This window comes from Micromonospora citrea, assembly GCF_049629545.1.
GTDB lineage: Bacteria > Actinomycetota > Actinomycetes > Mycobacteriales > Micromonosporaceae > Micromonospora > Micromonospora citrea_A.
This window is the reverse complement of sequence record NZ_JBNADX010000019.1, coordinates 60165-73164: the sequence shown is the minus strand read 5'-3', so window position 1 is coordinate 73164 and position 13000 is coordinate 60165. Positions and strand designations below refer to the sequence as shown.

The 13000-nt window shown below is 76.5% G+C and carries 13 protein-coding genes; 7 read left to right on the top strand and 6 right to left on the bottom strand.

The genetic code is table 11. From position 1 onward, the window contains the following. Window positions 1-26 precede the first annotated feature (26 nt). The 4 genes from ACPFP2_RS20455 to ACPFP2_RS20440 all read right to left on the bottom strand — a co-directional run bounded on the left by ACPFP2_RS20455 (window position 27) and on the right by ACPFP2_RS20440 (window position 2422). Window positions 27-482, bottom strand: coding sequence for a GNAT family N-acetyltransferase (locus tag ACPFP2_RS20455; RefSeq protein ID WP_424090771.1), 456 nt, complete (start codon window positions 480-482; stop codon window positions 27-29). A gap of 9 nt (window positions 483-491) precedes the next feature. Beyond that, window positions 492-1388 carry a cytochrome c biogenesis CcdA family protein gene (locus tag ACPFP2_RS20450; protein ID WP_424090770.1) on the bottom strand — a complete coding sequence of 299 codons (897 nt, stop codon included), beginning with the start codon at window positions 1386-1388 and terminating at the stop codon, window positions 492-494. A gap of 1 nt (window position 1389) precedes the next feature. Next, entirely contained in the window at window positions 1390-1995 is a 606-nt protein-coding gene (locus ACPFP2_RS20445; protein ID WP_424090769.1) for a redoxin domain-containing protein, read from the bottom strand. 169 nt (window positions 1996-2164) lie between these two features. Further along, window positions 2165-2422, bottom strand: a complete 258-nt coding sequence (locus ACPFP2_RS20440; RefSeq protein WP_424090768.1) for a Prokaryotic metallothionein — start codon at window positions 2420-2422, stop codon at window positions 2165-2167. 151 nt (window positions 2423-2573) lie between these two features. Between ACPFP2_RS20440 and ACPFP2_RS20435 the strand changes: the two genes are divergently transcribed. Continuing rightward, window positions 2574-2849, top strand: a complete 276-nt coding sequence (locus ACPFP2_RS20435; RefSeq protein WP_424090767.1) for a glycoside hydrolase — start codon at window positions 2574-2576, stop codon at window positions 2847-2849. Window positions 2850-2865: 16 nt separating this feature from the next. Here ACPFP2_RS20435 and msrB read toward each other — a convergent pair whose 3' ends face one another. Continuing rightward, the gene (gene msrB, locus ACPFP2_RS20430; RefSeq protein WP_424090766.1) at window positions 2866-3276 is read right to left on the bottom strand and encodes a peptide-methionine (R)-S-oxide reductase MsrB; all 411 of its coding nucleotides are present in this window, start codon (window positions 3274-3276) and stop codon (window positions 2866-2868) included. A 47-nt stretch (window positions 3277-3323) separates the two neighbouring features. Here msrB and ligD point away from each other — a divergent pair, with 47 nt between their 5' ends. Continuing rightward, a complete protein-coding gene (gene ligD, locus ACPFP2_RS20425) occupies window positions 3324-4352 on the top strand; it encodes a non-homologous end-joining DNA ligase (protein ID WP_424090765.1) in 1029 nt (342 codons plus the stop codon). A 50-nt stretch (window positions 4353-4402) separates the two neighbouring features. Here ligD and ACPFP2_RS20420 read toward each other — a convergent pair whose 3' ends face one another. After that, on the bottom strand, window positions 4403-4696 hold the full coding sequence (locus tag ACPFP2_RS20420; protein ID WP_424090764.1) for a hypothetical protein: 294 nt from the start codon (window positions 4694-4696) through the stop codon (window positions 4403-4405). A gap of 41 nt (window positions 4697-4737) precedes the next feature. Between ACPFP2_RS20420 and ACPFP2_RS20415 the strand changes: the two genes are divergently transcribed. From ACPFP2_RS20415 to ACPFP2_RS20395, 5 genes are all read left to right on the top strand, one after another. Then, a complete protein-coding gene (locus tag ACPFP2_RS20415) occupies window positions 4738-5139 on the top strand; it encodes a hypothetical protein (protein WP_424090763.1) in 402 nt (133 codons plus the stop codon). A gap of 89 nt (window positions 5140-5228) precedes the next feature. Next, the gene (locus ACPFP2_RS20410) at window positions 5229-8429 is read left to right on the top strand and encodes an FtsX-like permease family protein (RefSeq protein ID WP_424090762.1); all 3201 of its coding nucleotides are present in this window, start codon (window positions 5229-5231) and stop codon (window positions 8427-8429) included. Then, window positions 8426-11179 carry an FtsX-like permease family protein gene (locus ACPFP2_RS20405; protein WP_424090761.1) on the top strand — a complete coding sequence of 918 codons (2754 nt, stop codon included), beginning with the start codon at window positions 8426-8428 and terminating at the stop codon, window positions 11177-11179. The genes ACPFP2_RS20410 and ACPFP2_RS20405 overlap by 4 nt, the downstream gene beginning before the upstream one ends. A 1-nt stretch (window position 11180) precedes the next feature. Beyond that, entirely contained in the window at window positions 11181-12179 is a 999-nt protein-coding gene (locus tag ACPFP2_RS20400; protein WP_424090760.1) for an ABC transporter ATP-binding protein, read from the top strand. After that, on the top strand, window positions 12176-12895 hold the full coding sequence (locus tag ACPFP2_RS20395) for an ABC transporter ATP-binding protein (RefSeq protein ID WP_424090759.1): 720 nt from the start codon (window positions 12176-12178) through the stop codon (window positions 12893-12895). The genes ACPFP2_RS20400 and ACPFP2_RS20395 overlap by 4 nt, the downstream gene beginning before the upstream one ends. Window positions 12896-13000: the final 105 nt, after the last annotated feature.

Sequence of the window (13000 nt, the reverse complement as noted above, 5' to 3'; positions counted from 1 at the left end):
CCGCCGGGCGGCAGAACGTTACCGGTTCACCGGGCGTGCGCGCCGTCCCGGCGCATCGGCAGGTGCGGGATGCCGTCCTCGACGTACTCCGGGCCGGTGGCGGTGAAGCCGTGCCGGGCGTAGAAGTCGGCCAGGTGGGACTGCGCCTCCAGCACGCAGGGCCGGTCGCCCACCAGCCGCAGCGCCTCGGTCATCAGCCGGCCGGCGTGGCCGGCGCCGCGCGCCCCGGGCGCCACCACGACCCGGCCGATGCGCGCCACGCCGCCCGGGTCGGCCAGGATCCGCAGGTACGCCAGCGGGGCGCCGCCGGACTCCAGCCAGAGGTGCCGGGTGCCGGGCTCGACGTCGCGGCCGTCCAGCTCCGGGTACGGGCACGCCTGCTCCACGACGAACACGTCGATGCGGAGCCGGAGCAGGTCGTGCAGGGTGCGGGCGTCCAGTTCGGCGAAGGTGGCGACGTGCAGGGCGACGGTCTGCGGCACCCTGCGATGTTAGGCCGCGTCCACCCGTTCGGGTGTCGGGGCCGGGTCGGCGCCCCGGCGTCGGCGGCGTGCCACCGTGCTGCCGACGGCCACCGCGAGCAGGGCGACGGCGACGGCCGTCACCACCCACGGGCCGAGGCCGTCCAGCCAGCCGCTGACCGCCGCCTGCACCCGGCCGGCGGTGTCGATCACCGGGTCGTCGGCGGATCCGCCCGAGAAGACCCGGATCTCGTACCAGCCGTACCAGGCGACGTACGCCCCGGTGAGCACGAGCAGCAGCCCGGCGATCCGCCCGAGCAGCGGCGCGGCCCGGCGGGTGCGGCGCACCAGCGACTCCCGGGCCAGCGCGACGGCCAGGGCGGCCGCCCCGACCACGAGCCCCATGCCGAGGGCGTAGGTCACGAACAGGCCGATGCCGGCGACCGGGCTGCCGGCCCGGAAGCCGGCCACCACCACGGCCAGGAACGGGCCGATCGTGCAGCCGAGCGAGGCGACCGCGTAGGCCGCGCCGAACAGCGCCATCGAGGTGAACCGCATCCGGACCGCGGGCCCGGCGGCCACCTTCGGCGTGATCGTGGGCAGCTCCCGGCCGGCGAGCAGCCACCCGCCGGCGGCCACCAGCGCCAGGCCGATCAGCACCGACACCCAGGGCAGCCGGCTCGCGACGGCGTCGGCGGCCGGCCCGGCGAGCAGTCCGAAGAGGCCGAACACGGCGACGAACCCGACGGTCATCGCGGCGGTGAGGGCGAGCGCCCGGCCCACCGGCCGCAGCGGTCCGCGGTCGGCCGCCGGGCCGTCACCGAGCACCAGCACCGAGAGGTACGCGGGCAGCAGCGCGAAGCCGCACGGGTTCACCGCGGCGAGCAGGCCGGCGCCGAGGGCGAGCCCGTAGGACGCGTCCGGCATGTCAGGTCAGCTCCGCGATCCGTCGGCGCAGCTCGTCCTGGGTCAACGGCCCCGAGTGGACGACCTTCCCGGCCGAGTCGAGCAGGACGTACTGCTCCTGGCTGGTGACGCCGAACCGGCGCCACACCGCGCCGTCGTCGTCGGCGAGGTGGGGGAACCCCTCGACGCCGGTGTCACGGGCGAAGCGGCGCATCGCGTCGGCGCCGCTGCCCAGCCCTGCCACGCCGATCAGGTTGACCCGGGCCGCGTTGTCCCGCTGCGCGGCGGCGACGTCGTCGGCGACGCCCCGGCAGCGGGTGCACCATGCCGCCCAGAACCACAGCACCGCCGGCTTGCCGGCGAGGCTGCTCCCGGCGAAGGGCCGGTCGTCGATGGTGCGGGCGGTGAAGTCCAGGTTCGGGGGCGTGGCCGGGCGGGCGGCGTCGCCGGAGGCGTCCGGTGTGCCGCCGGCCGGGGTGGCGGTGCCGGCCGCGGCCGTGTCCGGGGTGGCGGTGGCCGTGTCCGGGGTGGCGGCGGGAGTCGCCGGCTCGGAGGCGCCGCAGGCGGTGAGGGCCAGGACGGCCGCGGCGAGGACGGTCGGGAGGATTCGGCGGGTGACGGCGGGCATGTCCGGATGCTAGCCGGCACCGTGGCCGCCGGGCCCTTACCGCTCGCTTACGCCCGCCCCCGCGCCCGCGTCCGGGCCGGTTGGCCTTCGCCCAGGTCCGGGCCGCGTCGCCCCGCGCCCGCCTGCGGGCCGCCCGCCGGCGCCGTCGGCGGTGATCCCGGGTGGCGGGTCAGGCCGGGCGGGAACCGACCGCGTCGCGGATCTCGGCGCCCTGGGTCTCCTCGTGGCGGGCGCAGTGCGCGCAGCAGAAGAACCGGCCGGCGACCTCCACCCCGTGGCCGAGGATCTTGACGTTGCAGTGTTCGCAGATCGGCGCCAGCTTGTGCGCCGCGCACTCGAAGCAGTCGAAGGTGTGCACGTCGCCGCTGACCGTACGCACCTCGAACGCCATCCAGTAGTCGTTGCCGCAGACCTCGCAGGTAGCCACGCTCGAAACCCCCAAATCATGACAAGTACCTACAGGGTGCGGCAACGTGGGGTTGGCGGGAGCGAAATGCCACGAGCCGATCGGGGCGGGCGGCGTTTCGTCCCCGGCGCGTCGTGCGTTGGTCCCGGTGTACTCGACCCCGGAGGACCTCGTGATCAAGCGGAACAAGCTCTTCGGCAACCAGACCCGGGTCACCTTCTGCCTGCCCCGGGACACCCCGCCCGGCGCCGTCAGCGTGGTCGGCAGCTTCAACGACTGGGAGCCCGGCCGGCACGAGCTGGTCGCCCGCCGTGACGGCACCCGGACGGTGACGGTCCGGCTCGCCCCGGGCCGCCACCGCTTCCGCTACCTGGCCACCGGTGGCGTCTGGCTGGACGACGACTCGGCCGACCAGGTGGACGACAAGGGCAGCCTGCTGGTGCTCTGACCGCACCCGGGCCGAATCAGCCCTGCTTCGGCTCCAGCCGGATCGACAGCGAGTTCACGCAGTGCCGGGTGTCCTTCGGGGTGAAGCCCTCGCCCTCGAAGACGTGCCCCAGGTGGCTGTCGCAGCGTGCGCAGCGGATCTCGACGCGCGCCATGCCGAGGGTGTGGTCGGGGATCTCCTTGACCGCGCCGGGGACGGCGTCGTCGAAGCTCGGCCAGCCGCAGTGCGAGTCGAACTTGTCGTCGCTGCGGAACAGCTCCGCCCCGCACGCCCGGCAGTGGTAGACGCCGGGGGTCCTGGTGTCCACGTATTCGCCCGTCCACGGCCGCTCGGTGCCGGCCTCCCGCAGCACCCGGAACTCCTCGGGGGTCAGCCGGACCCGCCACTCGTCCTCGGTACGGGGCAGTTCGTTCTCGTCGAGACTCACCCGTCAACGGTACGCCGGACGTCGGAGGTGTCGCATATGGTCGCGGGATGGGTGGCACCACGAAGGCGACGGTGACCGAGATCGAGGTGGCCGGGCACACCGTCCGGCTGAGCAGCCCCGACCGGCTCATCTTCCCGCAGCGCGGCTTCACCAAGGCCGACGTCTTCCACTACTACGTGGCGGTGGGTGACGGCATCATGCGCGCCCTGCGGGACCGCCCCACCACGCTCCAGCGTTTCCCCGAGGGCGTCCAGGGGGAGGCGTTCTACCAGAAGCGGGTGCCCACCCGGGGCGTGCCGCCCTGGGTGCGTACCGCGCGGATCAGCTTCCCCAGCGGGCGCAGCGCCGACGAGCTGCGTCCCGCCGACCTCGCCCACGTCGCCTGGGCCGCCCAGATGGGCACCATCGTGTTCCACCCGTGGCCGGTGCGCGCCGCCGACGTCGACCGCCCCGACGAGCTGCGCATCGACCTCGACCCGCAGCCCGGCACCGACTTCGCCGACGCGGTGGCCGCCGCCGGCGAGGTCCGGGCGCTGCTGGCCGAGCTGGGCGCGGTCGGCTGGCCGAAGACCTCCGGCGGCCGGGGTGTGCACGTCTACCTGCGCCTGCAGCCCCGCTGGACGTTCACCGAGGTGCGTCGGGCCACCATCGCGCTGGCCCGGGAGCTGGAGCGCCGTCGCCCCGACCTGATCACCACCGCCTGGTGGAAGGAGGAACGCGGCGCCCGGGTCTTCGTCGACTACAACCAGATGGCCCGGGACCGGACGATCGCCTGCGCGTACTCGCTGCGCGCCAACGCCCGGGCCACCGTCTCCACCCCCGTCGACTGGGACGAGTTGCCCGACGTCGACCCGGACGACTTCGACCTGCGTACCGTGCCGGCGCGGCTGGCCGAGCGGGGTGACCCGCACGCCGGCATCGACGACACCCCCTACGACATCACCGCGCTGCTGGAGTGGGCCGACCGGGACGCCACCGGCGGGCAGGGCGACCTGCCGTACCCGCCGGACCATCCGAAGATGCCCGGCGAGCCGAAGCGGGTCCAGCCCTCCCGGGACCGGGACCGCCCGCGCTGACCGCCCCCGGGCGGTGGACGCCGGCGCCGGCCGGCACACCGGAAGCCTGCTCAGCGGCCCTCGGCCATCGCCTCCACCGCCTCCTTGGCGGTCCTGAGGTCCGCCCCGGTCGCCGCCCGGTACGCCTTGATCGCCTTGATCTTCTCGCCCCGGGTCAGGTGCTCGCGGACGCCGGGCAGAGCCGGCCCGGGGTCCACCACGCCGAGGTGCCGCATCACCAGGTCGAGGCGGCGTTCGATCTCGGCCAGGCGCAGCGCGGTGGCGTCCCGGCGGCCGGGCCCGGTCGACTGCGCGACGAGCAGCGCCAGCCCGAGCGCGAGCAGGAGGGCGAGGGTGAATTCCATCAGCCGATCGAAGCAGACCGACGCCAGGCACACTTGCCGGCATGACCGAACCGAGTGTGATCCGGCGGCTGGTCGGCGTCTACCACGCGGACGGCGGCCTGCGCGGCGAGCTGACCTACCTCGTCGGCAAGGTGCGCGGGACCGCCTCCTGCGCGCTGTGCGACATCACCCACGGCGCGTTCGGCCGCCGCCGCGAGTGGCGCGACCTCCTGCCCGAGCTGGGCGTCCCGGTCGAGCTGGTGCACCTCGACGAGCGCTCCGCGCCGGTCCGGGCGGCCAGCGAGGGGTGTACCCCGTGCGTGCTGGCGGTGACCGACACCGGGCACCTGCCCCTGCTCGGTCCGGACGAGCTGGCCGTCCTCGACGGCGACGTGGCCCGGTTCGCCGAGGCGCTGCGCGCGGTGGCCGGACGGGCCGGCCTGCGGTGGGCGACCACCGACTGATAACGATCACGTAAAGGGCGCGAACCTTTTCCGGCCCCACCCGCTCTGTCTGGTCGTCGGCCCGACGGGGGCGGACGGGGAGGCGTCGGATGAAACTGGTGTGGAGGCGGGCCCGCGAGGCGCGGGGTCTGCTGCTGGCGGCGACGGCCGCAGCGTTGGTCGCGGTCGCCCTCGTCACCGGGCTCTCCGACTACAGCCGCCGCGCGGTCGACGCCGGTCAGCGGGCCATGCTCGCCGCCGCGCCGGCCGCCGAACGCAGCCTGCTGATCAGCGGCTCCGGTGGCCGGGACGCGGCCGAGGCCGCCGCCCGCGACCGGACGGTGCGGGACCGGTTCGCCCGCGGGTTGGGCGACGCGACGGTCACCGTGTCGGCCGCCCGGCACGGCACCGGCCGGGAACTCACCGGCGACCTGGGCGGCGCCCGGGTCGACGACGATCCGGTCTTCGCCGACCTGGCCACCCTCGACGACCTGCCCGCCCGCGCCGACCTCGTCGCCGGGTCCTGGCCCACCGCCGGGGCGTCGCAGACCCAGGTCGCCGTCCCGGAGCGGGTGGCGGGCGCGCTGCGGCTCACCGCCGGCAGCCGGGTGCCGATGACCGACCGCAGCACCGGCCGGGCCGCCGACGTGGTGGTCGCCGGGGTCTTCCGCCCCCGCGACCCGGCCGCCGCCTACTGGCAGCTCGCGCCGGGGGCGGTGGGCACCGCCGAGAGCGACGGCGGCTCGTACGGGCCGTTCGTCCTCGACCCGGCGGACTTCGTCCGTACCTTTCCCGGCTCCACCTCGATCTCCTGGGTGGTCGAGCCGGACCTCACCGGCGTCGCGCCGAGCCGGCTGCCCGACGTCGGGCAGGCGGTGGCCGTCGCCCTGCGCGACGTGCCGGAGGAGGCGGGACTCGGCTCGTCGGCGCAGAGTGTCAGTGGACTGGACCGGCTGATCGACCGGCTCGGCCGGGCCGACCTGGTGGGGCGTTCGGCGCTGCTCACCCCGCTGCTGCTGATCGTGGTCCTCGGCGGGTACGCGCTGGTGCTCGTCGCCGCGCTGCTCAACGAGGACCGTAGGGGCCAGACCGCGCTGCTGCGGGCCCGGGGGGCGGCCCGCAGTCAGCTCGCCGGGCTCGCCGTACGGGAGGCGACCCTGGTGGTGCTGCCGGCGGCGCTGCTCGCGCCGCCGCTGGCCGGCCTGGTGCTGCGCCGCGTCGGCGGCGAGGACGGGCTGACCGACCTGCGGCTGGGCGGCGGTGGCGCCGGCACGGTCTGGACGGTGGCGCTCGCCGCGGCGGTCGGCTGCCTGATCGCCATGGTGCTGCCGGCGCTGCGCCGGGCCGGCAGCTACGTCGCCGACATGGCCGCCCGCTCCCGCCCCACCCGGGCCGCGACCGTGCAGCGGGCCGGCGTCGACCTGGCCCTGGTGCTGCTCGCCCTGCTCGCCTGGACGCAGCTGCGGCAGTACTCGTCGCCGCTGGCCGGCGCGGGTGGACGACTCGGCATCGACCCGCTGCTCGCCGTCGCCCCGACCCTGGGCGTGCTGGCCGGGGCGGTGCTCGCGCTGCGGCTGCTGCCGCCGGTCACCCGGGTCGCCGAGCGGTTCGTCGACCGCCGGCCGTGGACGGCCACCATGCTCGGCATGTGGCAGGCCGGCCGCCGCCCGCACGCCGGGCCCGTGCTGCTGCTCGCCCTCGCCGTCGGTGCCAGCACCCTGGCCTGGACCCTGGTCAACACCTGGGAGCGGTCGCAGACCGACCAGGCCGACCACAGCGTCGGCGCGGACCTGCGGGTGGTCGAGCGCGGTGGCGCCGCGCCGGTGGACCGCTCCGCCGCGCTGGCCGGCGCGGCGGGGGTGCGGCAGGTGCTGCCGGCCTGGCGCGACGAGATCCGACTGGGCCGCGCCAGCCTGCCGACCACGGTGCTGGCCCTGGACACGGCCGCCGCCGGTGACGTGGCCCGGATCGCCGACCGGCTGGGCGACCGGCCGCCGCGCGAGCTGCTCGACCGGATGGCGCGCGAGCGCGACGAGGCCGCCGGGGTCTCGTTGCCGGCCGACGCGCGGCGGCTCACCGGCACCGTCCGCACCCCGGTACGCGACCTGGTCGTGCCGCAGTCCATCGAGGTGACGGTGCTGCTCACCCGCGCCGACGGGCTCGCCCTGCGGCTGCCGCTGGCCACCACGAACTCCGCCGACGACCGGGCCGTGCCGTTCACCGTCGACCTGCCCGCCGGGCCACCGTGGCGGGTGGCCGGCTTCCAGGCCGACGCCGGTGACGCCGCCGCCCGCGGCTACGGCCTCCAGGTCGACGGCCTGCGCGTCGAGGACGCCGCCGGGACCGCCCGGGCGGTGGAGCTGACCGGCGACTGGTCCCTGGTGGACGCCCTGCGTGAGAAGCCGGTGCGGACGACCGGGGTCTCCGCCGTCGGGGTGGACGTGGACTATCCGGTCGTGCTGACCGAGGGCGGACGCTTCGCCAGCCAGCCGACGATCCGCTACGCGGTCGTCCCGGCGGGCGAGAGCGCGGCGGTGCCGGCGCTGGTCACCCCGCAGGTGCTGGCGGCCCTCGACGTCCGCCCCGGTGACGTGGTGCCGCTCGCCCTGTCCGGCGCGTCGGTGCCGGTGCGGGTGGTCGGTGAGCTGCGTGCGGTGCCGGGCGCCGGGGACGCCGGGGGAGCGATGCTGATCGACCTGCCCGCCGCCACGCAGTGGCTGGTCCGGCAGCGGGCCACCGTCCGGCCGGTGCCGGAGTGGTGGCTGCGCACCGATCCGGGCGGGCACGTCGCCGCCGCGGCGGCGGTGCGGGAACTGCCCGGCGTGACCGTGCTCGACCGGCGGGAGGCCGCCGAGGCGGCGGCCCGCGACCCGTACTGGCGGGGCGCCCGGACCGGACTGCTCGCCGCGGCGCTCGGGTCGGTGCTGCTCGCCCTGGTCGGCCTCGCCGTGGACGTCTGGGCCACCGGGCGACGCCGGATGGCCGAGCTGGCGGTGCTGCACACCCTGGGCGCCGGGCCACCCGTGCTGGCCCGGGCGCTGCTCGCCGAACAGACCTTCCTGGCCGGCATCGGCGTGACCGTCGGCCTGCTGGTCGGCGCGGGCGTCGGCGCCACCATGGCCCCGTTGGTGATCCTCACCCCCGGCGCGGGGCGGCCCGTGCCGGAGGCCGCGTTCACCGTGCCGTGGACGCCGATCGGCCTCACCGCGCTGGGGCTGCTGGTGGCCGCCCTCGCGTTCAGCGCGGTGCTCACCACCGGCCTGCGGCAGCGCGTCGCGGCGGTCCAGCTCCGGATCGGGGGAGAACGATGAGCGTCCTGGCGGTGGCGCGCAGGGTCCGCGCGTACGGGGGACACTTCCTGCTCCTGATGGCGCTGACGCTGGTGACGGCGGTGCTGGTGACCGGGGTGCCCCGGCTGGCGGAGCGGCTGTCCGGCCAGGGCCTGCGGGAGCAGCTGGCCGACGTGCCGGGCCAGGGACGGGACCTGCTCTACCGGCGTGCGCCGGAGATCCCGCCGCCCGGCACGACCCGCTGGACCGCCACCCACCGGGGCCCGCTCGACGACCTGGCCGCCGGCATGCCCCCGGTGGTGCGGGACGTGATCGGCGAGCGCTGGTACGCCGCCGACACCGGTTTCGCCCGGCTGAAGGGCCCGGAACTCACCCGCGACAAGGGCCTGTTCGACCTGGCCCTGCGCACCACGACCGGGCTGCCCGAGGCGGCCACCCTCGTCGAGGGGCGCTGGGCGGGACAGGGGACCCGCCGGGAGGCGGCGGTGGAGATCGCGCTCGCCGAGCCGGTGGCCCGCACCCTCGGGGTGCGCGCCGGCAGCCGGCTGCGGGCGGCCCTGTACCGGCCGGACGGCAGCGAGTACGGCGCCGCCCCCGTGGTGGTGGTCGGCGTGTTCCGTCCCCACGACCCGGCCGACGGCATCTGGGACGGGCTGCCGTCCGCGCTGCGGCTGACCCCGCCGGTCGGGGACGGGCAGCCGTTCCAGCTCGTCGGGCTGACCGACCCGGTCGGGCTGGACAACCGGGTGGAGGGCGGCTGGGCGGCCGGCGTCAGCTACCGCTACCGGGTCGACCCCGGCCGGCTCGCCCCGGGGCGGCTCGACGCGCTGATCGCCGGCCTCTCCGAGGTGGACCGTGAACGACCGTCCGGGCTGCACTTCTCCCAGGGCGTCGACATCCCGCTGCGGCAGTACGCCGAGGCGCTCGCCGCCGCCCGTACCCTGCTCACCGTCATCGCCGCCGGGGTGCTCGCCACCCTCGCCGGGTTGACCGCGCTGGCGGCCGGGCTGGCGGTGCGTCGCCGCCGCGACGAGTACGTCCTGCTGCGGGCCCGGGGCGGTTCGGCGCTGCGGGTGGTGCGCCGTGGCCTGGCCGAGTCGGCGCTGGTGGTGCCGGCCGCCGCCGTGGCGGGCTGGCTGCTGGGCGGTCTCCTCCCGACCGACCCGCTGGACGGCAACACGCCCGGCCCGGCCGTCCGGCTGGCGGTGGCCGCCGCGTTGCTGGCCACCGTGGCGCTGCCGGTGGCGGTGCTGGCCGCCCAGCGCGGCGGCGTGGGCGGTCGTCGGGACCTGCTCCGGTTCCGGGGCGGGGCGGGCCGGCTGACCGTGGAGGTCACCCTGGTCGGGCTGGCCGTGCTCGCCGCGTTCCTGCTGCGCCGGCGGGGCCTGACGCTCGGCGGGGAGGTGGATCCGCTGCTGGTGTCGGTGCCGGTGCTGCTCGCGGTCGCCGCCGCGCTGCTGGCGCTGCGCGCGTACCCGTGGCCGTTGCGGCTGGCCAGCCGGCTGGCCGTCCGGGCACGCGGGGTGGTGGCCTTCCTCGGCACCGCCCGTGCCGGCCGGGCCGGGGTGGCCGCGCCGCTGGTGGTGGTGGTGCTGGCGATCGCGACGGCGGCCTTCTGCGGGGTGGTGGCCGTCGGCATCGAGGACGGCCGGGACCGGGCGGTCACCCGGGCCGTGCCGGCCGACGCGCTGGTCGCCGGGGACCGGTTCGCCCCGGACACCGCGGCGGCGCTGGGCGGGCTGCCCGGGGTCCGGGCGGTCACCCCCGTGCTCGCCCAGCGGGGCCAGCGGCTGTACGCCGACGCCGACGGCAGCCCCGCCGGCGCAGGTGAGGCGTACGTGCTGCTGGTGGAGCCGGCCGGCTTCGCGGAGGTGGCCCGCCGGTCGGGGCTCGACGTGGCGGTGCCGGGGACGTTGCGTGGCGATCGGGCGAGTTCGCTGCCGGCGCTGGTGTCACCGGACTTCGCCGCCGCGCTGGCCGACGCGGAACTCGCCGACCGGGCCGGGAAGCGCCCCGGTTGGGTGGACGTGCAGGGCAACAAGCTGCCGTTCCGCATCGCCGGCACGACCCCGCGGTTCCCGCTGGTGCCGGCGGAGATCGGCCGGTTCGTGGTGCTGCCCTGGCCGGAGCTGCCGGCCGACGGGCCGTACCCGCTGGCCCCGACCGGCTTCCTGCTCGCCGCCGGCGACCGCCCGGTCGACCCGGCCGCCCTGGCCCGGGTCGCCGAGGAGGGCCAGACCCGCTACCAGACCGACGGGACGGTGACCGGCGGGAAGCGCCCGCTGCCGCCGAGGGTGACGACGTGGGCGGCGGAGCGGGAACGGCTCGGCGGCAGCGGAGTCAACGGGCTGCTCGTCTTCGGCTTCGCCGTGGGCGCGGCCGGGGGCGCCCTGCTCGGGCTGCTCGCCCTGGCGTTCGCCGTGCTGGCCGGGGCCCGGGGGCGCGGTCAGGTGCTGTCCCGGCTGCGCACCATGGGGCTGTCCCGCCGGCAGTGGCAGGGCCTGCTGCTGATCGAGTTGGCTCCGCTGGTGGTGGTCTCGGTGCTGACCGGGGCGGTGGTCGGCGCCCTGCTGCCGGTGCTGCTCAATCCGGTGCTGGGGCTGTCCGCGTTCACGGGCGGGGCGCCGGTGACCGTCCGTTTCGAGCCCGGCCTGGTCGCCGGGGTGCTCGGGCTGGCCGTGCTGGCCCTGGCCTTCGCCGTCGCGGTCGAGGCCGTGAACAACCGTCGGTTGCGCCTCGGCGAGGTGCTCCGGCTCGGAGAGGAGAGCTGAGATGACCGCTACCGCCGAGAGCACCGCCGTACCGGACCTGGCCGAGTTGCAGCGGCGGGCCGCGCACCGCGCGGCCGAGCGGGCCGGCGGCCGGGACCGTCTGCGCGGGCACATCGTCTGCGACGGGCTGGTTCGCATCTTCAAGACCGAGGGGGTCGAGGTGGTCGCCCTGCAGGGGCTGGACCTGGTCATCGACCGGGGCGAGCTGGTGGCGATCGTCGGCGCGTCCGGCTCGGGCAAGTCGACGCTGCTCAACATCCTCTCCGGGCTGGACACCCCGACCGCCGGGATCGCCCGGGTCGCCGACTACGACCTGCTGGCGCTGTCGAACCGGCGGCGGTTGAGCTACCGGCGGGACGTGGTCGGCTTCGTCTGGCAGCAGACCGGCCGCAACCTGCTGCCGTACCTGACCGCGCGGGAGAACGTGGAGCTGCCGATGCGGCTGGCCGGGCGCTCCGGCGGCCGGCGGGCCCGGCGCACGCGGGCGCAGGAGCTGCTGGAGATGGTGGGCGTCGGCTACTGCGCCGACCGCCGGCCGGGCCAGCTCAGCGGTGGCGAGCAGCAGCGCTGCGCGGTCGCCGTGGCGGTGGCGAACGACCCGGAGGTGCTCTTCGCCGACGAGCCGACCGGCGAGCTGGACGAGGCCACCGGCGCGGAGGTCTTCGCGGCGCTGCGCACCATCAACGCCGAGTTGGGCGTGACCATCGTGGTGGTCACCCACGACCAGGCCGTGGCCACCCAGGTCCGCCGGACCGTCGCGATCCGCGACGGCCGGACCTCCTCCGAGGTACGCCGGACGGCGCGGGTCACCGCCGACGGCAGCACCGAACTGGTCAGCGAGGAGTACGCCGTGCTCGACCGCAGCGGTCGGATGCAGCTGCCGGCGTCCTTCGTCGACGCCCTGTCGCTGCGCGACCGGGTCCGCCTGAACCTCGAACCGGACCACGTCGAGGTCCGCTCCGGCGACACGGGCGCCGGCACCGAACGGAGTGACGCATGAGCGAGCAGGTTTCCACCCTCGGGGCTGTCGACGCGGTCGTCGACGAGGTCGTCCGGGTCGAGGGGGTGAGCCGGACCTTCGGCCGGGGCGCGCACGCCGTGCACGCCGTACGGGACGTCTCGTTCCGGGCCGGCCGGGGCGAGCTGGTGGCGGTGCGGGGCCGCTCGGGCGCCGGCAAGACCACCCTGCTCAACCTGGTCGGCGGGCTGGACCGGCCGGACAGCGGCCGGGTGCACGTGGCCGGGCACGACGTGACCGCCGCCGGGGAGGCGGAGCTGCTGCGGCTGCGCCGGGGCACGGTGGGGTTCGTGTTCCAGACCTTCGGGCTGGTGCCGATCCTCTCCGCCGCCGAGAACGTCGGGGTGCCGTTGCGGCTGGCCCGGGTGCCGGCGGCGGAGCGGGAGGAACGGGTGGCGGTGCTGCTGGAGCTGGTGGGGCTGGGTGGGCACGCGGCGCAGCGGCCGTACGAGCTCTCCGGCGGGCAGCAGCAGCGGGTGGCGGTGGCCCGGGCGCTGGCCAACGAGCCGGACCTGCTGATCGCGGACGAGCCGACCGGCCAGCTCGACTCGGAGACCGGCCGGTCGATCATGGATCTGCTGCGTGCGGTGGTGCACGCCCGGGGGATGACCGCGCTGGTCGCCACGCACGACCCGGCCCTGCTCGAACTGGCCGACCGTACCCTCACCCTCCGCGACGGCCACCTCGTCGACGACTGACGGCCCGACCCGGCCCGGGTCCGGGTCCGGGTCGGATCGCGGATCGGGCCAGGCCTCGGAGTGGGTGCGCGGACGCTACGGACCTGATGGCGTGGATGGATCGCG